The sequence below is a fragment of the Stenotrophomonas sp. B2 genome (assembly GCF_014947095.1).
GTDB lineage: Bacteria > Pseudomonadota > Gammaproteobacteria > Xanthomonadales > Xanthomonadaceae > Stenotrophomonas > Stenotrophomonas maltophilia_P.
In genome coordinates, this window is record NZ_JADCQA010000015.1 from 78,585 (window position 1) to 103,616 (window position 25,032).

The window sequence follows — 25,032 nt, forward strand, 5'->3', positions numbered from 1 at the left end:
CGGCAGGCTACTCCGCGACGTGTTCGACCTGGCGGGGTTCGGGCTTGGTGTCCGGCAACTGCCAGAAGATCATCGTCGAAGTCAGTGTGATCGCGCCCACGCACAGGAACGTGGCGTGCAACGCCGCCGTTGCGCCGTGGCCCTCCAGGTGCGTGCCGAAGGCGGCCAGCAGGCTGCCCGCCGCCGCCGCGCCGAAGCCGGCAGCCAGCATCATCACCATCGACAGCAGACTGTTGCCCGAACTGGCGAACTCCCGATCCAGATCGCGCAGGGTCACGGTGTTCATCACGGTGAACTGCAGCGAATTGACCGCACCGAAGAAGGCCAGCTGCAGCAGGCGCCAGCCCAGGTGCTGGCCCGGCGTCATCAGGATGAAGCTGGCCATGGCCAGGCCCACCAGCACGGTGTTGGTCATCAGCACGCGCCGATAGCCGTAGCGTTCGACCAGCTTCACCGCCAGCCGCTTGGAGACCATGCCGGCCGCGGCCACCGGTACCATCATCAGTCCGGCGTTCATCGGTCCCAGGCCAAGGCCCACCTGCAGCAGCAGCGGAATCAGCATCGGCATGGCGCTGCTGCCGATGCGTGAGAACAGGTTGCCGAGGATGCCGATGCGATAGCTGGGCACACGGAACAGCGCCAGCGAGAACAACGGCGCGGTCGAGTTGGCCGCGTGCAGCCAATAGCCCACCAGTGCGGCCAGCCCCGCCACGGTCATCAGCATCACCAGCGCGTGCGGCGTACCCAGCCCGGAGATGCCGTCCAGCGCCAGCGACAGCACCACCATCGCAAAGGCCAGCATGATGTAGCCGCGCAGGTCGAAGCGGGTGCGGTGGCTGGCGTAATGGTCCGGCATGATCTTCATCGCAGCGATGAAGCCGATCACGCCGATCGGAAGGTTGATCAGGAACACCCAGTGCCAGGAGGCGATCTCGACCAGCCAGCCGCCCAGCGTCGGGCCGATCAAGGGGCCGATCAGGGCGGGGATGGCGATGAAGCTCATCGCACGCAGGAAGTCCTCGCGCGGCACCGAACGCATCACCGCCAGGCGGCCGACCGGCAGCAGCATCGCACCGCCGATGCCCTGCAGCACGCGGGCACCCACCAGCTGATGCAGGTGCTGGGCCAGCGCGCAGGCCAGCGAGCCGAGGGTGAACAGGATGATCGCCACCAGGAAGGTGCGCCGGGTGCCGTAGCGGTCAGCGATCCAGCCGGAGGCGGGAATGAACGTGGCGACCGCCAGTGCATAGCTGAACACCACCGACTGCATCTGCAGCGGACTCTCGCCCAGGCTGGCCGCCATCGCCGGCAGCGCCGTGTTGACGATGGTCGAGTCCAGCATCTGCATGAAGATCGCCAGGGACACCAGCCACAGCAGGGGGCGCTGGCGGTTGTAGGTCGATGGCGATGTGGACATGGGTTGTGGCCGGTGCAACGTGGGGGCGCCATGATCGCGCACTGCGGGTCACGGCGCGATCAACACCGCGCCGCAACCGCATGCGCACTGCTCAGCGCTGGCTGTGCGCGTGCACCGCGTCGACCAGTACCTGCACGTGGGCCGGGTCCATGTCCGGTGACATGCCATGGCCCAGGTTGAACACGTGGCCCTCGCGCGACCCGCCATTGCCGGCGGCGTAGGTATCGAGCACGCGCGCGGCAGCGGTGGCGATCGCATCGGGCGAAGCGTACAGCGTGGTGGGGTCGAGGTTGCCCTGCAGGGCAACGCGACCACCGGTGCGGCGCAGCGCTTCGTCCAGGTCCAGCGTCCAGTCCAGGCCCAGTGCATCCGCACCGGTCTGCGACAGTGCTTCCAGGTGCAGGCCGGTGCCCTTGCCGAACAGGATCAGCGGCGTACGCTCGCTGGCTTCGCCACGGTCCAGGCCCTGGGCAATCCGCTGCAGGTAGCGCAGCGAGAATTCGCGGTACATCGCCGGCGACAGCACGCCGCCCCAGGTGTCGAAAACCTGCAGGGCCTGTGCGCCCGCGGCGCGTTGCGCGCCCAGGTAGGCGATGACCGCGTCGGTGGTGACCTCCAGCAGGCGGTGCAGCGCCTGCGGGTGGTTCAGCGCCATGGCCTTGATGCGCGAGAAATCCTTGCTGCCGCCGCCTTCCACCATGTAGCAGGCCAGTGTCCATGGGCTGCCGGAGAAACCGATCAGCGGCACCTGGCCATCCAGCTCGCGGCGGATCAGGCGCACCGCATCCATCACGTAGCCCAGATCCTGCTCCATGTCCGGCACCGCCAGCCTGGCGATGGCGGCTTCCTCACGCACCGGGTGGCGGAACTTGGGGCCTTCGCCTTCGACGAAGTACAACTCCAGCCCCATCGCGTCGGGGATGGTGAGGATGTCCGAGAACAGGATGGCGGCATCCAGTGGGAAACGCCGCAGCGGCTGCAGGGTGACTTCGCAGGCGATCTCCGGGTTCTTGGCCATCGCCAGGAAGCTGCCGGCCTTGGCCCGGGTCGCGCGGTACTCCGGCAGGTAGCGGCCGGCCTGGCGCATCAGCCAGACGGGCGTGCAATCCACCGGTTCGCGGCGCAGAGCGCGTAGCAGGCGATCATTGCGGAGAGGGCTGGTCACGTTGAACGTTCCTTGGATCGAAGGTGGGCAGCGGCGTCAGTCGCCGTGCGAAAGGATCTGGAAGCCACGATGCAGTTCGGCATCGCGCGCCTTCTCGAAGGCGTGGCGGGCTTCGTCGGCCTGCAGGAACAGCTCGCGGCGCAGCTGCGAGCGGCCACCGACGCGGCCGCTTTCGCGCAGCAGCTCCCAGCCGCCGAAAAGATCCGGCTGCAGGCTCAGGCGCAGGAACCGCGGTGCCTGCGCACCGGCCTCGGGATGTTGCAGGTAGACATGCATGGCGCGATTGTAGCGGGGCCAGGGTGACCCCGGCCGCAACGCGGTAGCGCCGGGCCATGCCCGGCGGACGCTCAGGAAACCCGGGTAGCGCCGGGCCATGCCCGGCGAACGCGGAAGCGATCAACCCTGGCCCAGCACCTTCAATACCGCTGCTTCATCCACGTCCGGCACCACCTCGGCCCGACCCATGCCGCGCCAGAGCACCAGGCGCAGTCGACCGGCCACGTTCTTCTTGTCCAGCCGCATGCGGCCGAGCAGGGCCTGCGGATCCAGGCCGGCCGGGATCGCGACCGGCAGCCCGAGCCTTTCCAGCAGCGCCTGCAGGCGCGCGCGGTCGGCATCGTCGGCCAGGCCGAGATCGGTGGACAGCCTGGCCGCCAGCACCATGCCCACTGCCACCGCCTCGCCATGGTTCAGCGCATCGCGGCCCGGCGCCGAATAGCCCTGTTCGGTTTCGATGGCATGGCCGAAGGTGTGGCCGAGGTTCAGCAGGGCACGCTCCCCCTTCTCGAACGGATCGCGCTCGACGATGGCGGCCTTGTGCCTGCAGCTGCGGGCGATGGCTTCGGCCAGCACCGCGTCCTCGCCAGCGGACAGCGCGTCGGCGTGGTGCTGCAGCCAGTCGAAGAAATCCGCATCGCCCAGTGCGCCGTACTTCACCACTTCGGCCAGCCCCGCGCGCAGCTCGCGCGGCGGCAGGGTGGCCAGCACCGCGGTATCGGCCACCACCGCGCGCGGCGGATGGAAGGCACCGACCAGATTCTTGCCGGCAGGAATGTCCACGGCAGTCTTGCCGCCCACCGACGAATCGACCATCGCCAGCAGCGTGGTCGGCAGCTGCACGCAGTCGATGCCCCGCATCCAGCAGGCTGCGGCGAAGCCGGCCAGGTCGCCGACGACACCCCCACCGAGCGCGAACACACAGGCATCGCGGGTGGCGCCCAGGGCTGCCAGCGCTTCAATGGCGCGGCCGAATTCAGCCAGGGTCTTGGAGGCTTCGCCGGCGGCCAGCACGTGTTCGCCGACGACCAGGTCCGGACGCGTGGCCAGCAGGGTCTGCTTCAGCCGCGCCAGGTACAGCGGGGCGACGTCGCTGTCGCTGAGCAGCAGGACGTGGCGCCCCCGCACGTGGCGGGCGAGGGCAGGGCCATTGCTCTGGACGCCGGCGCCGATGGAGATGGTGTAAGGGCGGTCACCGCCAACGGCGACCTGCAGCGGAGTGGGGGAAGTCATGCGATCAGGTCCTGGCGCTGCCATTGCGCGGCGAGCTTGACGACCAGCTGGGCGGTGGCGTCGGCAGCGGTGTACGGGTCGGTATCAAGGGTGAGGTCGGCCAGTTCGCGGTACAGCGGATCGCGATGGGCGGCCAGGTCATGCAGCACCTGCTCGCGGTCGGGGCGCTGCAGCAACGGCCGGGCCTTGTCGCGGGCCAGCCGTTCCAGTTGCGCGGTCACGCTGACGCGCAGGTAGACCACGAAGCCACGGCGGGCGATCAATGCCCGGTTGTCCGGGTCCAGTACCGCTCCGCCGCCGGTCGAGACCAGTTGGCCGTGGCCCTGCAGGAGGCGGGCCAGCGCGTCGCGCTCGAGGCTGCGGAAGCCGGTTTCGCCGGAGTGCTCGAAGATCGTGGGAATGCTGGCTCCGGCGGCGTCGACGATGGACTGGTCGACATCGACGAAGTCCAGCGTGAAGCGCTCGGCGAGGCGGCGGCCGATGCAGGTTTTGCCGGCGCCCATCGGGCCGATCAGGATCAGGTTCGGAGCAGGATTCATGCGCCCTGATGCTAACACCTCCGTGCCCCGGCCTTTACGTCCTTCACGTCAGGGTGGGACTTCCTGCGGGGATTCCCGCGTTCAACGGAGTACAGGCCATGTCGGTTGCCAAGGTCATCGAAATCACCGCCTCTTCGCCCACGAGCGTGGAGGATGCCGTGCGCAGCGGCCTGAAGAAGGTCTCCGGAACCGTGAAGGGCATCCAGGGGGCCTGGATCAACGAGACCAAGGTGGTCACCAATGGCAGCGGTGAGATCACCGAGTGGCGGGTCAATCTGCGGGTGACCTTCCTGGTGGAATGAGGGGCCTCAGCGCAGTGCCTGTACCTGGCGGTGCGCATCCAGCACCACCACCCGGTCGGCGAGGGCCGGCAGTGCATGCAGTGCCTGCCGGCTGACCCGCTCGAAGTACTGCACGAAGCGCTCCAGCTGCGGCCGGCTCATGCCATGCCGGCCGGGCTGGGCCGCCTGCAGGCTCTGCTCCTGCTGCCAGCGCCAGCGCGGTACTACCGAGAAGTCCGGCGGCTGCAGGAACCACAGGCGGTCACAGCGTTGCCACAATGCCGGGTAGTCGCGGCCCAGGGCCTGGTTGCACCAGTGGCGCCAGCGGCCATCGCTGTCGGCATCACGTTCAAGGGCGTTCAACGGCTGAGCCAGTTCGGATTCGTCCTGCGCCGGTGTGCCCAGGAACCAGCCTTCGAACACCAGCAGGTCCAGCGGCTTTTCCAGCCGTGGCCACTGCGCCTGTGGCAGGCGCTCGTCGGCCAGCTTGTCGAAGCGCGGCAGCGCCAGTGGTTCGCGCGCGGCGGCGGCATCGAGCAGCGCGTGGACCAGCGGCAGGTCGTGGGTGCCCGGCGGCCCCCGGGTGATCAACAGCGGATGGACCTGGCGTGCCAGCCGCTGCCGTTGCGCGCGCGTCAGATAGACATCATCGATGGACAGCGTCGCGGCGTTCAGGCCCCGGTTCCGGGCGCGCGCCACCACCTGCTCGGCCAGCGTCGATTTGCCGCTCCCCTGCAGCCCGCTGATCGCCAATACTGGAACCGCCGCGCCGCTGCCCAGCGCATCATCCAGTGCCTGCTCGGCCAATGTTTCGGGAAATCCTTTCACCTGGGGCATATACGCAGCAGCGACCATGCCGCCACAATAGATCAATCCGTGTGAGAAGAACGCAATCATGAGCGACCTGTACGCCGAAGCCCTGTCCACGTTTGCGGCCCTGTTCGACGAGGCCAAACAGAGCCGCGAGGTCGAGCCGAACGCGATGACCTTGGCCAGTGCCGACCTGCACGGTCGTCCATCGGCGCGCACCGTGCTGCTGAAGGCCTTCGATGAGCGTGGCTTCGTGTTCTATACCCACCTGGACAGCCACAAGGGCCAGGAGCTGCGGGCCAATCCGCAGGCGGCCCTGCTGTTCCTGTGGCGCAGCCTGCGCGAGGCCGGCATCCAGGTGCGCATCGAAGGCCGTGTCGAACAGGTGGCCGATGCGGAAGCAGACGCCTATTTCGCCAGCCGTCCGCGCATGAGCCAGATCGGCGCGTGGGCCTCGCAGCAGTCGAAGACGCTTGCAACGCGCGAAGAGTTCGATGCGCGCGTGGCCGAGGTCGAGGCACGTTTCGAGGGCAAGGACGTGCCGCGTCCGGACGGCTGGAGTGGCCTGCGCGTGGTGCCCGACCGCATCGAGTTCTGGTACGGCGCGCAGTTCCGCCTGCACGAGCGGTGGTGCTATGAAGCCGGCGCCGAGGGGCGCTGGAGCAAGCGCCTATTGTATCCGTGAGCGGCTGCGCTGCCACGATCCGCCAGGCCACACCGGCCGATGCCGCTGCATGGTCGCGGCTGCGCGTGGGCCTGTGGCCCGACGCCGATGATCCGCTGGAGGAGCTGGCGCAATCGCTGGCCGATCCGGAAGGTGCGGTGTTCCTGGCGTGCGCGGCTGATGGTGAGGCGGTCGGTTTCGCCGAGGTACGCCTGCGCCACGACTATGTGAACGGCACCGGTTCCTCGCCGGTCGGGTTCCTGGAAGGCTGGTATGTAACGCCGCAGTGGCAGGGCCGCGCTGTCGGCCGTGCCCTGCTGGCGGAAGTGCAGGCGTGGACGCGGGACGCGGGCTGCAGCGAGCTGGCCTCGGACAGCCGCCTGGAGGACGTAGAGGCGCACGCGGCACACCGCGCCTGTGGCTTTGTAGAGACCGAGCGGGTGGTCTATTTCCGCATGCCGCTGGACGCGGCCACGCGGGGGTAGTGCCAACCTTGGCTGGCGGCGCGCCGCGCGGTCCGCGCTGCGCCTGCCTACATTCCTTCCGCGCGCAGCCAGCGCCACAAGGTGGTGCGTGATACGCCGAGCACCTGGGCCATGCCTTCGCGGTCATTGCGGTGTTCCTGCAGCAGCGCCTGCAGCTGGGCCCGTGCCGGGCGCCTGCCATTGCTTTCCAGCCGCAGGGACGGGGTGCTTTCGCGCGCCAGTTCCGGCGCGAGCTGCAGCAGGCGCCCAGCGTCGATCATCCCGTCTGCCGGCTGCCAGTGGATGCGCAGGCGGTCGACCAGATTGCGCAGTTCTCTCACATTGCCCGGCCAGTCGGCGGCACCCAGCACTGCCATCGCGTCCTGGTCCAGGGGGGCGTCGATACCGCGCAGCTGGCGGAAGAAGTGCCGGGTCAGCAGCGGGATGTCAGCGCGCCGGGCACGCAGCGGGGGCAGTGCGATGCGCAGTGCCGCCAGCCGGTAGTAGAGGTCGCGCCTGAAGCTGCCGGCAGCTGCGCGATGCTCCAGCGACTGCAGCGTCGCGGCCACCACCCGCAGGTCCACGGGTGTTGGTTCGGTGGCGCCGACGCGCAGCACTTCACGTTCTTCCAGCACGCGCAGCAGGCGGGTCTGCAGCGGCAAGGGCAGCTCGCCGATCTCGTCAAGGAACAGTGTGCCGCCATCGGCCGCTTCGACCAGGCCGACCCGGCCGCCACGACGTGCGCCCGTGAAGGCGCCATCGCTGTAGCCGAACAGTTCGGCTTCCAGCAGCGATTCGCTGATCGCGCCGCAGTTCAGCGCGACGAAACGACCGCGCCGGCCGCTGGCGGCGTGCAGTTGCCGTGCCACCAGTTCCTTGCCGGTACCGGTCTCGCCGGTGACCAGCACGGTGCTGTCGTGCGGTGCATAGAGCGCGATCTGTGCGCGCACCTGCGCCATCGCCTCGCTGTCGCCGAGCAGCGCGTATGCATCGCCGCGCGGGGCGGCACTGCGCCGCGTGGTGGGGCGTGGACCCACCGAGCGTGCCAAGGTCTGGGTCAGTTCCAGCGCATGCTCGAAGGCCTGCCGTACCGAGTCGGCCGAATACAGCAGCACGCCCGGCAGCCCGGCCTGCTCGGCATGGTCGATGGCCATCCCGGTGCCGACGATCACTTCGATGCCGTTGGCACGCAGATCGGCGATGCAGTCGCGCGCATCTTCGCGGGTGACGAAGCGGCGGTGCTCGATATCCAGGCCGAAGCTCTGCTGGAAGCCGCTGAACACCGGCACGTCGCTGGCATGGGTGACCAGGCCGATGCGTGCGGCGATGCGGCGCGCGCGCGCCAGAGCCTCCATCAGGTCGAAGCCGTTGGCCTGGATCGGCACCAGCGGCAGGTCGAGCCGACTGCGCAGCCAGGCCGCGTTCGAGCCACCGGCAATCACCACGTCGCAGTGCTCGCGGCGCAGGCGTTGGCCGATCACCTCCACTGCCTCTTCGAAGCCGAGGTTGATCTGCTCGATGCGCGCGCGGCGGTCGAACTCGGGAATGACGTCACCCAGCAGGCCGGTCAGCCGCGAAACGCTGACCGTCCAGATCACCGGGCGACCGGGGTCGGCATCGGCATGGCGCAGGGGCGAGCGGGGCAGGTACATGGGGCGGACACCGGCACGGGAGTGTTTCATGATACATCTGTTTCAATGTTTCATATGTTTCATGGCTGTCAGCCGATCATGCCTTTGAAATCAATCGCTTGCAGCTTGGCATGGTGCTTGCGCCTGTCCACCTGTTCCTCAACATGGATTGCCGCATGACCGCTTCCGCCCCTTCTTCCGCCGGTGCCCGCTTCCGCGAGGCTCTGGCCGCCGAATCGCCGCTGCAGGTGATCGGTGCGATCAACGCCAACCACGCCCTGCTGGCCAAGCGCGCCGGCTTCCGCGCCATCTACCTGTCCGGCGGTGGTGTTGCCGCAGGCTCGCTGGGCCTGCCGGACCTGGGCATCAACACCCTGGAAGACGTGCTGGTGGACGTGCGCCGCATCACCGACGTCTGCGACCTGCCGCTGATGGTGGACATCGATACCGGCTTCGGACCCAGCGCGTTCAACATCGCGCGCACCGTGAAGTCGCTGATCAAGGCCGGCGCGGCCGCCTGCCACATCGAGGACCAGGTGGGCGCCAAGCGCTGTGGTCACCGTCCCGGCAAGGAGATCGTTTCGCAGGGTGAGATGGTCGACCGCGTGAAGGCCGCCGCTGATGCAAAGACCGATCCGGATTTCTTCCTGATCGCACGCACCGATGCCATCCAGGTGGACGGCGTGGACAAGGCCATCGAGCGCGCCATCGCCTGTGTCGAAGCGGGCGCTGATGGCATCTTCGCCGAGGCTGCCTACGATCTGGATACCTACCGCCGCTTCGTCGATGCAGTGAAGGTGCCGGTGCTGGCCAACATCACCGAATTCGGTGCGACGCCGCTGTTCAGCCGCGACGAGCTGGCCTCGGCCGGGGTCGCCATCCAGCTGTTCCCGCTGTCGGCGTTCCGCGCGGCGAACAAGGCGGCGGAGAACGTCTACCAGGCGGTGCGCCGCGACGGTCACCAGCGCAGCGTGGTCGACGCCATGCAGACCCGCGAAGAACTGTACGACCGCATCGGCTACCACGCGTTCGAGCAGCAGCTCGACGCACTGTTCGCCGCCAAGAAATAAGCAGTACCCTGCACCATCAAGTTTTCGGAGGGAAACATGAACGATACGACCGCAACCCCGACCTTCAAGCCGAAGAAATCCGTCGCCCTGTCCGGCACTGCCGCCGGCAACACCGCGCTGTGCAGCGTCGGTCGCAGCGGCAATGACCTGCACTACCGTGGCTACGACATCCTGGATCTGGCCAACACCAGCGAATTCGAGGAAATCGCGTACCTGCTGGTGCACGGCAAGCTGCCGACCCGCGCCGAGCTGGTTTCGTACAAGGCCAAGCTGAAGTCGCTGCGTGGCATCCCGGCCGCGGTGAAAGCCGCGCTGGAAGAACTGCCGCCGTCGGCACACCCGATGGATGTGATGCGCACCGGCGTGTCGGTGCTCGGCTGCGTGGCGCCGGAAAAGGATGACCACAACCATCCGGGTGCACGCGACATCGCCGACAAGCTGATGGCCTGCCTCGGCTCGATGCTGCTGTACTGGTACCACTGGAGCCACAACGGCCGCGCCATCGACGTGGAAACCGATGACGATTCCATCGGTGGCCACTTCCTGCACCTGCTGCATGGCGAGAAGCCACAGGATTCGTGGGTGAAGGCGATGCACACCTCGCTGATCCTGTACGCAGAGCACGAGTTCAATGCGTCCACCTTCACCTGCCGTGTCATCGCCGGTACCGGCAGCGACATGTACAGTGCGATCTGCGGTGGCATCGGCGCGCTGCGCGGCCCCAAGCACGGCGGTGCCAATGAAGTGGCCTTCGAGGTGCAGAAGCGCTACGACAGCCCGGATGAGGCCGAAGAGGACATCAAGGCCCGCGTCGAGCGCAAGGAAGTGGTGATCGGCTTCGGCCACCCGGTGTACACCGTGTCCGACCCGCGCAACAAGGTGATCAAGGACGTCGCCCGTGAGCTGTCCGAAGAACAGTCGAGCATGAAGATGTACGACATCGCCGAGCGCCTGGAGACGGTGATGTGGGACATCAAGAAAATGTTCCCGAACCTGGACTGGTTCAGCGCCGTCAGCTACCACATGATGGGCGTGCCGACCGCGATGTTCACCCCGCTGTTCGTCATCGCCCGCACCGCCGGCTGGAGCGCGCACATCGTCGAGCAGCGCATCGACGGCAAGATCATCCGTCCGAGCGCGAACTACATCGGCCCGGAAGATCGCGAGTTCGTGGCCATCGACAAGCGCGCCTGACCGCCGCGTGATCCATCCATCCGGTCGGCCAGGTGCCGGCCGGATGCCTTCATTGCCGCTCGCCGGCATCCGGCCCGCCCCAAGCATTCCGCCAGCCCATGAATACCGATTACCGCAAGACCCTCCCCGGCACCCCGCTGGACTACTTCGATGCGCGCGCTGCGGTCGATGCGATCCAGCCCGGCGCCTACGCCACGCTGCCGTATGTCTCGCGCGTGCTGGCCGAGAACCTGGTACGGCGTTGCGATCCGGCGATGCTCACCGCCTCGCTGACGCAGCTGATCGAACGTCGCCGCGACCTGGATTTTCCCTGGTTCCCGGCGCGCGTGGTGTGCCATGACATTCTCGGTCAGACCGCGCTGGTGGATCTCGCCGGCCTGCGCGATGCGATCGCCGACAAGGGCGGCGATCCGGCCAAGGTCAACCCGGTGGTGCCGGTACAGCTGATCGTTGATCACTCGCTGGCGGTGGAGTGCGGTGGTTTCGATCCGCAGGCATTCGAGAAGAACCGCGCCATCGAGGATCGCCGCAACGAGGATCGCTTCCATTTCATCGACTGGACCAAGCGGGCGTTCCAGAACGTGGATGTGATTCCGCCGGGCAACGGCATCATGCACCAGATCAACCTGGAGAAGATGTCGCCGGTGATCTACGTGCAGGACGGCGTGGCCTTCCCGGATACCTGCGTGGGCACCGACAGCCATACCCCGCACGTTGATGCGCTGGGCGTGATCGCCATCGGTGTCGGCGGCCTGGAGGCCGAGAACGTGATGCTCGGCCGCGCGTCGTGGATGCGCCTGCCCGACATCATCGGCGTGGAACTGACCGGTCGGCCGCAGCCAGGGATCACCGCCACCGACGTGGTGCTGGCCCTGACCGAGTTCCTGCGCAAGGAACGCGTGGTGGGCGCCTGGCTTGAATTCTTCGGCGAGGGTGCGGCCGCGCTGACCATCGGTGACCGTGCCACCATCTCCAACATGTGCCCGGAATACGGCGCGACCGCGGCGATGTTCTACATCGACGGGCAGACCATCGATTACCTGCGCCTGACCGGTCGCGAGGAATCGCAGGTGGCGCTGGTGGAGAACTACGCACGCAGCACCGGTCTGTGGGCCGATACGCTGGCCACGGCGCAGTACGAGCGCGTGCTGCGCTTCGACCTGTCCAGCGTGGTCCGCAACATGGCGGGCCCGAGCAATCCGCATCGCCGCCTGCCGGTGGCCGAGCTGGCCGAGCGCGGCATCGCCGACGCAGCCAAGCTCGATGCCGGCAAGGCCGAGCAGCTGCGGGGCCTGATGCCTGATGGCGCGGTGATCATCGCCGCCATTACCAGCTGCACCAACACCTCCAACCCGCGCAACGTGATCGCCGCCGGCCTGCTGGCGCGCAAGGCCAACGAGCGCGGCCTGCTGCGCAAGCCGTGGGTCAAGTCGTCGCTGGCCCCGGGTTCAAAGGCGGTGCAGCTGTATCTGGAAGAGGCCGGCCTGCTGCCGGAGCTGGAAAAGCTCGGCTTCGGCATCGTCGCGTTCGCCTGCACCACGTGCAACGGCATGAGCGGTGCGCTGGATCCGGCGATCCAGCAGGAAATCATCGACCGCGACCTGTATGCCACCGCCGTGCTGTCGGGTAACCGCAACTTCGATGGCCGCATCCATCCTTACGCAAAGCAGGCCTTCCTGGCATCGCCGCCACTGGTGATCGCCTATGCCATTGCCGGCACCATGCGCTTCGACATCGAGAAGGACGTGCTTGGCGTGGACGCCGACGGCAACGAGGTGCGCCTGAAGGACATCTGGCCGAGCGATGCCGAGATCGATGCAGTGGTGAAGGCGGCGGTGAAGCCCGAGCAGTTCCGCAGCGTCTACAACCCGATGTTCAACGTGCGCGTGGAGCAGGGGGCGGCGGTCAGTCCGGTGTATGACTGGCGCCCGCAGAGCACCTACATCCGCCGCCCGCCGTACTGGGAGGGGGCGCTGGCCGGTGAACGCACGCTGGCGGGCATGCGCGCGCTGGCGGTGCTGCCGGACAACATCACCACCGACCACCTGTCGCCGTCCAACGCAATCCTGGCCTCCAGTGCCGCCGGCGAATACCTGGCGAAGATGGGCCTGCCGGAAGAGGACTTCAATTCCTACGCAACCCACCGCGGCGACCACCTGACGGCGCAGCGCGCCACCTTCGCCAACCCGAAACTGTTCAACGAGATGGTGCGCAACGACGACGGCAGCGTGAAGCAGGGCTCGCTGGCGCGGGTGGAGCCGGAGGGCAAGGTGATGCGCATGTGGGAGGCGATCGAGACCTACATGGAGCGCAAGCAGCCGCTGATCATCATCGCCGGTGCCGACTACGGCCAGGGCAGCTCGCGTGACTGGGCGGCGAAGGGCGTGCGCCTGGCCGGCGTGGAAGCGATCGCGGCGGAAGGCTTCGAGCGCATCCACCGCACCAACCTGATCGGCATGGGCGTGCTGCCGCTGGAGTTCAAGCCGGGCACCACCCGGCTGACCCTGGGCATCGACGGTACCGAGACCTTCGACGTGGTGGGCGAGCGCACGCCGCGCGCCGACCTGACCCTGGTCATCCACCGCCGCGATGGGCAGGACATCATCGTGCCGGTCACCTGTCGCCTGGACAGCGACGAGGAAGTTGCGATCTACGAAGCGGGCGGTGTACTGCAGCGCTTCGCCCAGGATTTCCTCGAAGGTGCCCGGGTGGCATGAGACAACCGACGGCCCGGCAACGGGCCGTCTTTCATTGCAAGGAACCGTTCCATGAGCTTTCTTCCGCAACTCCGCATTGCCGCCACCTACATGCGCGGTGGCACCAGCAAGGGCGTGTTCTTCCGCCTGCAGGACCTGCCCGCAGCCGCACAGGTGCCGGGCCCGGCACGTGATGCGCTGCTGATGCGCGTGATCGGGTCGCCCGATCCCTATGGCAAGCACACCGATGGCATGGGCGGGGCCACGTCCAGCACCAGCAAGTGCGTGATCATCTCCAGTGCGTCCGTGCCCGATCACGATGTGGACTATCTGTACGGCCAGGTTTCGATCGACACCGCGTTCGTCGACTGGAGCGGCAACTGTGGCAACCTCAGCACTGCGGTGGGTCCGTTCGCCATCGCCAACGGCCTGATCGATCCGGCCCGGGTGCCGCGCGACGGCCTGTGCACCGTGCGCATCTGGCAAGCCAACATCGGCAAGACCATCATCGCCCACGTGCCGATGCGCAATGGCGAGGTGCAGGAGATCGGTGATTTCGAGCTGGATGGCGTGACCTTCCCGGCCGCCGAGATCCAGCTTGAGTTCATAGATCCCTCCGATGATGGCGACGCGGGCGCGATGTTCCCGACCGGCAACCTGGTCGATACCCTGGATGTGCCGGGCGTGGGCAGTTTCGAGGTGACGATGATCACCGCCGGCATCCCGACCATCTTCCTCAATGCGGCCGATCTGGGCTACAGCGGTACCGAGCTGCAGCCGGCGATCAACGACGACAAGGCTGCCCTGCAGAAGTTCGAGAGCATCCGTGCACACGGTGCGCTGCGCATGGGCCTGATCTCGACGCTGGAAGAGGCGGCGACCCGCCAGCACACGCCGAAAGTGGCGTTCGTGGCACCGGCACAGGACTATGTATCGTCCAGCGGCAAGGCAATCCCGGCATCGGCCATCGATCTGCATGCGCGTGCGCTGTCGATGGGCAAGCTGCACCACGCGATGATGGGCACTGCCGCTGTGGCGATCGGTACCGCTGCTGCGATTCCGGGCACGCTGGTCAACCGTGCCGCCGGCGGTGGCCAGCGCGAGGGGGTGACCTTCGGGCATCCGTCCGGCACGCTGCGCGTGGGCGCCCAGGCCGGTCTCGTTGACGGCCAGTGGACAGTGACCAAGGCCATCATGAGCCGCAGCGCCCGTGTATTGATGGAAGGCAGCGTGCGGGTACCGGCCGACACCTTGTAACGCGGGACCATGGCGGTAGCGCCGGGCCATGCCCGGCGAGCGCGGCAGGGCCCGCCCATGAACCGCCGGGCGTGGTCCGGCGTCAGCGGAGAACAGACGATGTCCGACAGCCACACCCCGTCCAACGAACGTGCCGCGTGGGATGCGCTGCTGGAGGACATCGTCGATTACGTGCGCGACGTGCGCATCGACTCGCCACTGGCATTCCAGACCGCGCATTACTGCCTGCTGGATACCCTCGGTTGCGGCCTGGAAGCGCTGTCCTTCCCGGCCTGCAGTAAGCTGCTCGGGCCCCTGGTGCCGGGCATCAGCGTGACCAACGGCGCGCGCGTGCCGGGAACGCACTACGTGCTGGATCCGGTGCAGGCGGCGTTCAATATCGGCGCGATGGTGCGCTGGCTCGACTTCAACGACACCTGGCTGGCCGCCGAGTGGGGTCATCCGTCGGATAATCTCGGCGGCATCCTGGCCGTCTGCGATTGGCTGGGCCGCAATGCCGCGGCCCTGCGTCGTCCACCGCCGACCGTGCACGATGTGCTGGTGGCGATGATCAAGGCGCACGAGATCCAGGGCGTGCTGGCCCTGGAGAATTCCTTCAACCGGGTCGGGCTGGACCACGTGGTGCTGGTGAAGGTCGCCACCACCGCCGTGGTCGCCCGCCTGCTTGGGCTGGATCGCGAGCGCATGCTCAATGCGCTGTCGCTGGCCTGGGTCGATGGCCAGGCGCTGCGGACCTACCGGCATGCGCCCAACACCGGTTCGCGCAAGAGCTGGGCCGCCGGCGATGCCACCAGTCGCGGCGTGCGCCTGGCGCTGATGGCGGCCAGCGGCGAGATGGGGTATCCCAGCGTGTTGAGCGCTCCCACCTGGGGCTTCGAAGCGGTCTCCATGCATGGTCAGGCGGTGACGCTGGGGCGGCCGCTGGGCAGCTACGTGATGGAGAACGTGCTGTTCAAGATCAGTTTTCCCGCCGAGTTCCACGGCCAGACCGCAGTGGAGGCCGCGGTCGCGCTGCACGCGCAGCTGCGGGCAGGCGGGCGCAGCGTCGATGACATCGCGCATATCGCCATCCGCACGCAGGAGGCCTGCATCCGCATCATCGACAAGCGCGGCCCGCTGCACAATCCGGCCGACCGCGACCACTGCGTGCAGTACATGGTCGCCATCGCGCTGCTGCATGGGCGGCTGGTGGCTGAGGACTACGAGGACGATGTCGCTGCTGACCCCCGCATCGATGCGCTGCGCGCGCGAATGACCTGCCACGAAGACCCGCAGCTCAGCGCGGATTACCTGGACCCGGACAAGCGCAGCATCGCCAACGGCCTGACCGTCCGCTTCAACGACGGCAGCGAACTGCCGGAGGTCCTGGTCGAGTACCCGCTCGGCCACGCCCGGCGACGCGACGAGGGCATGCCCCTGTTGATGGACAAGTTCCGGCGGCATCTGGCCCATCGGTTCCCCACCACCCAGCAGCAGCGCATCCTGGCGGCCTCGCTGGACCCGGTGGCGCTGGCGGCCATGCCGGTGACCGACTACGTGGATCTGTACCGGCCGGGGTAGGGCGCGCCTTGGTAGGTGCCAACCTTGGTTGGCACGGGCCCAACGCCAACCAAGGTTGGCCGCTACCGGGACCGCCGGGCATGGCCCGGTGCTACCGTTCCGATGTATTCCTGCCGGATCGGCGCCAACACCTTGACGCGGCGCGCCTATAATGGCCGCCTCGATCAAGGAGTGACGACATGAGCGGTCCGGCACGGCGCAAGCGGTGGGGATGGGCGGCGGCGGTACTGGCAGGAGGCCTGTTGCTGGGTCTGGCCGGTTGCCGCAACGACAGCGGGCAGCTGCCCAAGGCCAGTGGCGAGGCCATTGCCACCCAGGCCGAGCAGGTGAAGGATTTCACCCTGCTGCGCGCCTACCCGGACCAGAAGAATGACGGCCTGTCGCTGGCGCTGGAGTTCTCGCGCCCGCTGGTCGGCACGCAGGATTTCGACACGCTGGTGCGCTTCGAGGAGAAGGTCGGCACCGACGACAGCAGCTGGACCCTGTCCGATGACGGACTGACCCTGCGCTATCCGTTCGTCGAAGCCGGCAAGGAGTTCAGCCTGGTGGTATCGCCGGACCTGCTGGCCGCCGATGGCAGCCGGCTGGGCAAGGAGCTGAAGCAGAAGGTGTTCAGTGGCGAATTGAAGCCGGTGGCCGGCTTCGCCTCGCAGGGCAGCGTGCTGCCGGCCAAGGACAGCCGCGGCCTGCCGGTTGTCTCCGTGAATGTTCCCGAGGTCGACGTCGAATTCCTGCGCGTGCGCGAGAAGGATCTGCCGACCTTCTTCAGCCAGTACCAGCGCGGCGGCCGTCGTGGCAGCTGGGAACTGAGCAGCGACTACGAGCGCAGCCCGATCAATGCGTTGGCCGAGCCGGTCTACGTCAACCGCTTCATCCTCGGCGGCAAGCAGAACGAGCGGGTGCTGACCTACCTGCCAACCCAGGACATCAAGGAGCTGCAGGAGCCGGGCCTGTACTTCGCACTGCTCAAGCGCACGGGCGATTACGAGGGCGAGTTCGACACCGCGTTCTTCTCGGTCAGCGACATCGGCCTGCACACGCGCGCCTACAAGGACAAGCTGTTCGTCCACACCGCCGGACTGAAGGACGGAGCACCGCTGAAGAACGTCGAGCTGCGCGTGCTCGACGGCAAAGGCGAGGTGGTGCTCAAGGGCAGTACCGATGGCAACGGCAATGCGCTGCTGAACTACACGCTCGACGCCACCCACGTGCTGGTGGCCAGCAGTGGTCGCGACACCAGCTTCCTGCCCTTCAACCAGCCGGCCCTGGACCTGAGCGAGTTTGCCGTTGCCGGTCGTGACAATGCCTGGTTCGATGTCTACGCATGGTCCGGCCGCGACCTCTATCGGCCGGGCGAGACCGTGCGCCTGTCCGCGCTGCTGCGCGACAATGATGGCAAGCCGGTCAAGTCGCAGCCGGTGTTCCTGCGCCTGAAGCAGCCCGACGGCAAGACCTTCCGCGAGACCCGCCTGCAGCCGGGCGAGCAGGGCTACATCGCCTTCGAGCAGGTCATCCCGGCCGAGGCGCCGACAGGACGCTGGCAGGTGGAGTTCCGTACCGATCCGGCCAGCAAGGAAGCGATCCAGGGCATGACCCTGCGCATCGAAGAGTTCCTGCCCGAACGGATGAAGCTGGACCTGGACAGCCCGCAGAAGACGCTCAAGCCGGGTGAAGATCTTCGTCTGCAGGCCGATGGCGCGTATCTGTACGGCGCGCCGGCTGACGGCAACCGCTTCACCGCGCGCCTGGCCGTGGCAGCCGAACAGCAGCCGGTCGAGGGATTGCCGGGCTACTTCTTCGGCGACCCGACCCTGCAGCTGCCGCGCGAGGCCAAGGACGTGATCGACACGACGCTGCCGGCCAACGGCCAGCTGCGCGAGGACGTGACGCTGCCGGAAGAAGCGGCCAAGGCCAAGGCGCCGATCGCGGTGGTGCTGTCCGGCAGCCTGTACGAGACCGGTGGGCGGACCGTGACCCGCACCCTGAAGCGGGTGATGTGGCCGGCCAATGCACTGGTCGGCGTGCGTCCGCTGTTCAACCCCGACGATGGTGCCGACTCCAACAGCAACGCACGCTTCGAACTGGTGCGCGTGGACGCGGCCGGCCGGCCGCAGCCGGCCAAGGGCCTGAAGATCACCCTGGTGCGCGAGCTGCGTGACTATCACTGGACCTTCAACGACAACCGTTGGGACTACGATTTCACCCGTCGGTTCGAGAACAAGGAAACCCGCACGGTCGATGCCGGCAGCAGCGCGGTGGCGTTCGATGTCCCGGTCGAGTGGGGCGAGTACCGGGTGGACGTGTTCGATCCGGGCACCGGCCTGACCAGCCGCTATCCGTTCCGTGCCGGCTGGAGCTGGGGCGATGACAATCGCGGTCTCGATGCGCGTCCGGACAAGGTCAAGCTGGGCCTGGACAAGACCGGCTACAAGGCGGGCGATACGCTGCAGGTGACGGTGACGCCGCCGCATGCCGGCAAGGGCATCCTGATGGTCGAGACCGATCGCATGCTGTACGTGCAGGACATCGACGCCAAACCCGGTGCCACCTTCAACATCCCGGTCACCGCTGACTGGGAGCGCCACGATGTCTACATCACCGCGCTGGTGTTCCGGGGCGGCAGTGCGCCGAGCAAGATCACCCCGGCGCGCGCTGTCGGCGTGGTGCACGTACCGATGGACCGCAGGGGCCGCACCGTGGCCGTCGGCCTGGTGGCGCCGAAGCAGATGCGCCCGGAACAGGATCTGCCGGTGACGGTCAGCGCACCGCAGCTGGCCGGCAAGGCTGCGCACGTCACCGTGTCGGCGGTGGATGTGGGCATCCTCAACATCACCCGTTTCCCCGTGCCCGATGCCGGCGCGCACTTCTTCGCCCAGCGCCGCCTCGGCATCGATGCCTATGACATCTACAGCCGGGTGATCGAGAGCTTCGACGGCGGCGCCGGCAAGCTGAAGTTCGGCGGTGACATGGCGCTGCAGTCCCTGCCTCAGGCCAAGCGGCCGACCGCGCGCGTGCAGACCGTGGATCTGTTCTCCGGCCCGGTACAGCTTGATGCCAAGGGCAATGCCCGCATCCGCCTCAAGGTGCCGGACTTCAACGGCACGCTGCGCGTGTCGGCGCTGGTGTACAGCGATGACCAGTACGGCAAGCGCGACGTGGAAACGGTGGTGCGCGCACCGATCCTGGCCGAGGCCAGCATGCCGCGCGTGCTCGCCCCGGGCGACCGCAGCACCGTGACGCTGGACGTGCAGAACTTCACCGGCAAGCCCGGCCAGTTCAACGTGCGCGTGGACAGCGAGGGACCGCTGGCCCTTGGCGAGGGCAGCCGCAGCGTGCAGCTCAACGCCGATGCGAAGACCACGCTGAGCTTCCCGCTGTCGGCACGCGAAGGCCACAGCGTGGCCAAGGTGCGGGTGCGTGTGGAAGGCAATGGCTTCAAGGCCGACCGCCGCTACGACCTGCCGGTGCGTGCGGCATGGCCGCAGGTGCTGCGCTCGCAGGTACGCACGCTCGACCCGCTGGCGGCGGTCAGCCTCGACAGCGGTCTGGCCGATGGCCTGATGTCCGAGTCGGTCAATGCGCGCCTGCTGGTCAGCCCGCTGCCCCCGATTCCGTTTGCCAGTGCTCTGCAGGGCGCGCTGAATTACCCGTATGGCTGCGCCGAGCAGACCACCAGCAAGGGCTACGCTGCGCTGATCCTGGATCAGGCCACGTCGTCGATGCTCGGCGCAGACGGCCTGGATGCCAAGACCCGCCGCGAACGCATGGAGGGCGCGTTCGGCCGCCTGGCGTCGATGCAGGTGGCCAACGGCAACTTCTCGATGTGGGGCGACGATGGTTATGTGAACCCGTGGCTGACCCCGTACATCGCCGAGTTCCTGCTTGATGCCCGGGATGCCGGCTTCGCCGTACCGGACAACGTGCTGCAGAAGGCACTGAACCGTCTCAGCGAGGATCTGCTGTCCGGCGGCAACCCGTTCTACGGGCAGGACGAGCGCGAGAAACTGAAGTTCGCCAACCAGGCGTATTCCGGCTACGTGCTGGCCCGGGTCAACCGTGCGCCGCTGGGTACGCTGCGCACGCTGTACGACAACGAGCGCAGCAAGGCGGTTGGCGGCCTGTCGCTGGTCCACCTGGGCGTGGCGCTGTCGCTGCAGGGCGACGCCAAGCGAGGCCAGGCCGCGTTGGAAGCTGCCTTCGCCAAGTCCAGCAGCGAGCGCCCGTCGTACTTCGGCGACTACGGCAGCGCGATCCGTGATGATGCGCTGATGATCGCGCTGACCCACGAGAACAAGCTGGCGAAGCCGGCATGGGATGCGCGTGCGGTTGATCTCGGCCGCGGCCTGGATGCGCGCCGCAACGCCGGCTGGATGTGGCTGAGCACGCAGGAGCAGGTCGCCATTGCCCGCCTCGGCAAGGCGCTGGCGGCCAACCAGAAGGCACTGGTAGCCGGCGAGCTGGTGATCGGTGGCAACAGTGAATCGATCAGCGAGCGCAAGCTGTTCGGCCGCACCTTCAGCGCCAGCGAACTGGCCAGCGGAGTGCGCTTCACTCCGCAGGGCCAGCCCCCGATGTTCGCCAGCATCGATGTGGCGGGCATCCCGCGCAGTGCGCCCGCGCCGGACAACAGTGTGATCGGTGTCGAGCGCAGCTACTTCGGTACCGACGGCAAGCCGTGGTCGCCGCGCCCGCTGAAGGAAGGCGAAGCGCTGATCGTGCGGGTCACCGTCAGTGCCGACACCACCATGCCGGATGCGCTGCTGACCGACCTGCTGCCGGCCGGCCTGGAGATCGAGAACTTCAACCTGGGCGATGCCAAGCAGTGGGCGGACGTGGTCGTCGATGGCATCACCATCAGCGACCGCGGTGACGCGGCCGATACCAAGCATGAGGAGTTCCGCGACGACCGCTACGTGGCAGCGCTCAAGCTCTCGCGCGGCGGAAAGGCCAATGTGTTCTACCTGGTGCGTGCGGTGACCCCGGGCACCTACTCGGTGCCGCCGCCGCTGGTGGAAGACATGTACCGGCCGCAGCTGCGTGGCGTCGGCCGCAGCAACCCGACCACGATAACGGTGGTGCAGCCGTGACCGCGCGGACGGGCCGCGACGGCGCGGCCCGTCCTGCTGGCAACCTGCAATGAAGAACGCGATGACGACCCGGCGGGCGGACCTGCGCCGCCGGCTGCGGCCGCTGTGGCCGTGGCTGCGCTGGGGAACGGCGGGTCTGCTGACGCTGCTGCTGTTACTGGACGTCGTTTTCCCGCCGCCACTGCCGAAGCAGCGCGACACCAGCACCCTGGTGGTGGCTGCCGACGGCACGCCACTGCGTGCGTTCGCCGATGCCGAGGGCGTGTGGCGCTATCCGGCCTCGATCGACAGCGTCTCGCCGTTGTACCTGCAGGCGTTGTTGACCTACGAGGACCGCTGGTTCTGGCGCCATCCGGGCATCAACCCGCTGGCGATCCTGCGTGCCAGCGGCCAGCTGCTGCGCGGCGGCCGCATCGTTTCCGGTGGCTCGACCCTGACCATGCAGGTGGCACGCATCCTCGACCCGCATTCGCGTACCCCGTGGGGCAAGCTCAAGCAGGTGCTGCGGGCCCTGCAGCTGGAAATGCATCTTTCCAAGCGGGAGATCCTGGCCCTGTATCTGGAGCGTGCGCCCTACGGCGGCACCATCGAGGGCGTGGAGGCTGCCAGCTGGGCCTACCTGGGCAAGCCGGCCGCGCAGCTGTCACATGCCGAGGCCGCGTTGCTGGCGGTGCTGCCACAGGCACCCAGCCGCCTGCGCCCGGACCGCCATCCGGAAGCGGCGCAGAAGGCACGTGACAAGGTGCTGGCACGCATGGCCGAACGGGGGGCGTGGACACCGGATGAGGTGGAGGATGCACGCATCGAGAACGTGGTGGCGCGGTCGCTGCGACCGCCGCTGCATGCGGCATTGCTGGCGCAGCGGCTGCATGCGGCACACCCCGGCCAGGCGCGCATCCGGAGCAGCATCGACATCGGCCTGCAGCGTACACTGGAAGAGCGCGTGGCCAGCTATTTCTCGAGCCTGCCGGAGCGGACGTCGGCGGCATTGCTGGTGGTCGACAACCAGACCCTGCAGGCGCGCGCCTACGTGGGAACGCTGTCCTTCGGCGACCGCCAGCGCCTGGGCCACGTCGACATGGTGCAGGCCTGGCGCTCGCCGGGTTCAACCCTCAAGCCGTTCCTGTACGCGATGGCGCTGGATGACGGCCTGATCCACTCGGAGAGCCTGCTGGTGGACGCGCCGCAGAGCTTCGGCAGCTACCGCCCGGGCAACTTCGACATGGCGTTCAATGGCCCGATCGGCGCCTCCAGTGCGTTGCGTCTGTCGCTCAACGTACCCTCGGTGGACCTGCTGCAGCGGGTCGGCGCGGCGCGCTTTGCCGCGCGCCTGTCACACGCCGGCATCCAGCTGCGTTTTCCCGCGGGCAGCCCCCCCAATCTCTCGCTGATACTCGGTGGCACCGGGGCGAGGCTGGAAGATCTGGTCGGGGCATTCGCCGCACTGAACCGCAACGGTATCGCCGGCCGCGTGCGCTACACCGATGACGAGCCGATGATCGAGCGGCGGCTGGCGTCGCCGGGGGCGAGCTGGATCGTACGCGAGATGCTGGAGTCGAACCCGCGTCCGGGGTATGGCGTGGGCACCTTCGATGTGGGAGGGCGCCCCCGCGTTGCCTGGAAGACCGGGACCAGTTACGGCTACCGCGATGCCTGGGCCATCGGCAGCACGCGGCATTACACCGTGGGCGTATGGGTGGGACGGCCCGACGGCACGCCCCTGCCGGGCCAGTACGGCGCGGTCACCGCGCTGCCGCTGATGTTCGAGGTGGTCGACAGTCTGCCGCGCCAGCGTGGCGATTCGGCGGCCGCACCGATGCCGGCCAGCGTCAGCCAGGGCGACATCTGCTGGCCCACCGGTGAACGCGCCGAAGGATTGCCGCCGGCCGTGTGCCAGCGGCGGATGCCGGCGTACCTGCTCGACGGCGCCGTGCCGCTCACGTTCCCCGAGCGCGAAGCCCGGCGTTGGCAACCGGGCCGTCAGCGCTACCTGGCAGATGCACGCACCGGTCTGCGCGTCTCGGCCGATTGTCGTCTGCCCCATGAGGAGGTGGCGCGCGAGATCGCCCGTTGGCCGGCGCTGCTGTCGCCGTGGCTGCCGAAGGCGACCCGGGAGCTGTCGCAGCTGCCGGCGCTGTCACCGGACTGCCGCGACGATGGCCGTGAGGCCAGCGTGGCGCTGCACGTGGACGGTCTGAATGACGGGGCCACGCTGGCGCGCGCGCCCAATGCCGAACACGGCGTGCGCCTGCAGCTGCGCGCGCTGGGCAGCGAGCAGGCAGTGGACTGGCTGCTGGATGGCCGCTGGATCGCACAGACCCGGGGATCTCAGCTGATGCAGCGCGAGTTCGCCGAACCGGGCACCCATACGCTGACCGCGCTGGCTGCCGATGGCGCGTGGACGCAGGTGCGTTTCAACGTCCTCCGGTAGGTGCCGGCCCACGGCCGGCACGCGATATCCGATACGCGCAGCGCTATTCCCCGATCCACCCGTCCAGCAGGTCGGCGAACTCATCGGCGTGCTCTTCTTCCTGCGCCAGGATCTCCTCGAGGATGCGCTTGGTGGTCGTGTCGCGATCACCGATGAAGTCGATCATCTCGCGGTAGCTGTCGATGGCGATGCGTTCGGCGACCAGATTCTCGCGGACCATGTCACGCAGGTCGCTGCCCTCCTTGTACTCGGCATGCGAACGCGCGCTCAGCGTGTCCGGATTGAGGTCCGGCTCGCCGCCGAGCTGGACGATGCGCTCGGCCAGCTTGCCAGCATGCGCCTGTTCCTGCTGCGCATGCTCAAGGAACTCGGCCTTGACCGCATCGGCCAGCATCCCCTTGGCGGTGAAGTAATGCCGGTAGTAGCGCAGCACGCAGACATACTCGGTGGCGAGGGCGTCGTTGAGCAGCTTGATCACGGCCTTGCGGTCGGCACTGTAGCTTTCGGTGATCGCGCCATCTTCAAGATTGCGCCGCGCGCGTTCGCGCAGAGCCTTGCGGTCGCTGATGCCGGGAAGCGGGTGGGCAGACGTGGTGGCGTTGGCTGGCGTATTGGACATGGCTGGCCGTTTCCTCTTGCGGTGGAAGATCAGGTGGGCAGGTGCTCCAGCACGTACTCGGCCGAGGACACTTCGAACTGCCCGGGCTGCTCGATCCAGGCCGCGCGGACGACGCCGTCGTCCACGTACAGGGCAAACCGGCGCGAGCGGATGCCCATGCCCGAAGCACTGGCATCCAGTTCCAGGCCCAGCGCGCGGGTCAGTTCGGCATTGCCGTCGGACAGCATCAGCAGGCCCTCGGGTACGTGCTGGTCAGCGGCCCAGGCCTTCATCACGAACGGATCGTTGACCGCCATGCAGTAGACCTCGATGCCGCGCTGGCGGAACGCCTCGAACTTCTCGACGAAGCCGGGCAGGTGGCGGGCGGAGCAAGTGGGGGTGAAGGCGCCGGGCACGGCGAACAGCACCACTTTGCGGGCGTCGAACAGCGAGTGCGTATCGAGCGTCTCGATGCCCTCGCGGATGCGCTTGAGGGTCACTTCCGGAATGCGGTCGCCGACATGGATGGTCATGATGGACTCCTTGCTGGGGCAGGCTAGTGGGCGGGATGGGACAGGGGCGTCAAGACATTGGAAACCCCGCGTGCAGGCCCCATCTTCAGGGGGCACGCGCCAGGGTTCCAGCCACAGCGTGGCGCA

19 protein-coding genes are annotated in these 25,032 nt (G+C 67.8%); 10 read left to right on the forward strand and 9 right to left on the reverse strand.

Annotated elements, in window-relative coordinates; all coding sequences use genetic code 11:
• Positions 1-7: 7 nt before the first annotated feature.
• The 5 genes from mdtD to IMX13_RS16555 all read right to left on the reverse strand — a co-directional run bounded on the left by mdtD (position 8) and on the right by IMX13_RS16555 (position 4,630).
• A complete protein-coding gene (mdtD, locus tag IMX13_RS16535; protein ID WP_065182627.1) occupies positions 8-1,417 on the reverse strand; it encodes a multidrug transporter subunit MdtD in 1,410 nt (469 codons plus the stop codon).
• A 91-nt stretch (positions 1,418-1,508) separates the two neighbouring features.
• Positions 1,509-2,582: a uroporphyrinogen decarboxylase gene (hemE, locus tag IMX13_RS16540; RefSeq protein WP_193396755.1), complete on the reverse strand. Its 1,074-nt coding sequence runs from the start codon at positions 2,580-2,582 to the stop codon at positions 1,509-1,511.
• A 36-nt stretch (positions 2,583-2,618) separates the two neighbouring features.
• On the reverse strand, positions 2,619-2,858 hold the full coding sequence (locus IMX13_RS16545) for a WGR domain-containing protein (protein WP_053518663.1): 240 nt from the start codon (positions 2,856-2,858) through the stop codon (positions 2,619-2,621).
• Between the two features lie 120 nt (positions 2,859-2,978).
• Positions 2,979-4,091 carry a 3-dehydroquinate synthase gene (gene aroB, locus IMX13_RS16550; RefSeq protein WP_193396756.1) on the reverse strand — a complete coding sequence of 371 codons (1,113 nt, stop codon included), beginning with the start codon at positions 4,089-4,091 and terminating at the stop codon, positions 2,979-2,981.
• Positions 4,088-4,630 (reverse strand): shikimate kinase, encoded by a 543-nt coding sequence (locus tag IMX13_RS16555; protein WP_065174808.1) that lies wholly within the window; start codon positions 4,628-4,630, stop codon positions 4,088-4,090. The genes aroB and IMX13_RS16555 overlap by 4 nt, the downstream gene beginning before the upstream one ends.
• Before the next feature lie 98 nt (positions 4,631-4,728).
• Between IMX13_RS16555 and IMX13_RS16560 the strand changes: the two genes are divergently transcribed.
• Positions 4,729-4,932, forward strand: coding sequence for a dodecin family protein (locus tag IMX13_RS16560; protein ID WP_053518657.1), 204 nt, complete (start codon positions 4,729-4,731; stop codon positions 4,930-4,932).
• Between the two features lie 6 nt (positions 4,933-4,938).
• Here the strand turns inward: IMX13_RS16560 and IMX13_RS16565 are convergent, their stop codons facing one another.
• On the reverse strand, positions 4,939-5,766 hold the full coding sequence (locus IMX13_RS16565) for a kinase (protein WP_193396757.1): 828 nt from the start codon (positions 5,764-5,766) through the stop codon (positions 4,939-4,941).
• A gap of 40 nt (positions 5,767-5,806) precedes the next feature.
• Between IMX13_RS16565 and pdxH the strand changes: the two genes are divergently transcribed.
• Positions 5,807-6,406 (forward strand): pyridoxamine 5'-phosphate oxidase, encoded by a 600-nt coding sequence (gene pdxH, locus IMX13_RS16570; protein ID WP_193396758.1) that lies wholly within the window; start codon positions 5,807-5,809, stop codon positions 6,404-6,406.
• Positions 6,403-6,870: an aminoglycoside 6'-N-acetyltransferase gene (gene aacA, locus IMX13_RS16575; protein WP_193396759.1), complete on the forward strand. Its 468-nt coding sequence runs from the start codon at positions 6,403-6,405 to the stop codon at positions 6,868-6,870. The genes pdxH and aacA overlap by 4 nt, the downstream gene beginning before the upstream one ends.
• Positions 6,871-6,917: 47 nt before the next feature.
• On the opposite strand, the gene prpR is transcribed toward aacA, so the two are convergent.
• On the reverse strand, positions 6,918-8,501 hold the full coding sequence (gene prpR / locus IMX13_RS16580) for a propionate catabolism operon regulatory protein PrpR (RefSeq protein WP_193396775.1): 1,584 nt from the start codon (positions 8,499-8,501) through the stop codon (positions 6,918-6,920).
• Positions 8,502-8,656: 155 nt separating this feature from the next.
• Here prpR and prpB point away from each other — a divergent pair, with 155 nt between their 5' ends.
• The 7 genes from prpB (at position 8,657) to pbpC (ending at position 23,775) form a co-directional block, all read left to right on the forward strand.
• Entirely contained in the window at positions 8,657-9,550 is an 894-nt protein-coding gene (gene prpB / locus IMX13_RS16585) for a methylisocitrate lyase (RefSeq protein WP_053518670.1), read from the forward strand.
• Positions 9,551-9,586: 36 nt separating this feature from the next.
• Positions 9,587-10,744: a 2-methylcitrate synthase gene (prpC, locus tag IMX13_RS16590; RefSeq protein WP_053518648.1), complete on the forward strand. Its 1,158-nt coding sequence runs from the start codon at positions 9,587-9,589 to the stop codon at positions 10,742-10,744.
• Positions 10,745-10,842: 98 nt separating this feature from the next.
• Positions 10,843-13,461, forward strand: a complete 2,619-nt coding sequence (gene acnD, locus IMX13_RS16595; protein WP_193396760.1) for a Fe/S-dependent 2-methylisocitrate dehydratase AcnD — start codon at positions 10,843-10,845, stop codon at positions 13,459-13,461.
• A gap of 51 nt (positions 13,462-13,512) precedes the next feature.
• Positions 13,513-14,697 (forward strand): 2-methylaconitate cis-trans isomerase PrpF, encoded by a 1,185-nt coding sequence (gene prpF / locus IMX13_RS16600; protein ID WP_193396761.1) that lies wholly within the window; start codon positions 13,513-13,515, stop codon positions 14,695-14,697.
• A gap of 99 nt (positions 14,698-14,796) precedes the next feature.
• Complete coding sequence (locus IMX13_RS16605; protein WP_193396762.1) at positions 14,797-16,257, forward strand: bifunctional 2-methylcitrate dehydratase/aconitate hydratase; 1,461 nt, start codon at positions 14,797-14,799, stop codon at positions 16,255-16,257.
• Positions 16,258-16,436: 179 nt separating this feature from the next.
• Positions 16,437-21,344, forward strand: a complete 4,908-nt coding sequence (locus IMX13_RS16610) for an alpha-2-macroglobulin (RefSeq protein WP_193396763.1) — start codon at positions 16,437-16,439, stop codon at positions 21,342-21,344.
• A gap of 49 nt (positions 21,345-21,393) precedes the next feature.
• On the forward strand, positions 21,394-23,775 hold the full coding sequence (pbpC, locus tag IMX13_RS16615) for a penicillin-binding protein 1C (protein ID WP_193396764.1): 2,382 nt from the start codon (positions 21,394-21,396) through the stop codon (positions 23,773-23,775).
• A gap of 43 nt (positions 23,776-23,818) precedes the next feature.
• Here pbpC and IMX13_RS16620 read toward each other — a convergent pair whose 3' ends face one another.
• Positions 23,819-24,394, reverse strand: a complete 576-nt coding sequence (locus IMX13_RS16620) for a ferritin-like domain-containing protein (protein ID WP_193396765.1) — start codon at positions 24,392-24,394, stop codon at positions 23,819-23,821.
• 29 nt (positions 24,395-24,423) lie between these two features.
• The gene (locus tag IMX13_RS16625; protein ID WP_065182640.1) at positions 24,424-24,906 is read right to left on the reverse strand and encodes a peroxiredoxin; all 483 of its coding nucleotides are present in this window, start codon (positions 24,904-24,906) and stop codon (positions 24,424-24,426) included.
• Positions 24,907-25,032: the final 126 nt, after the last annotated feature.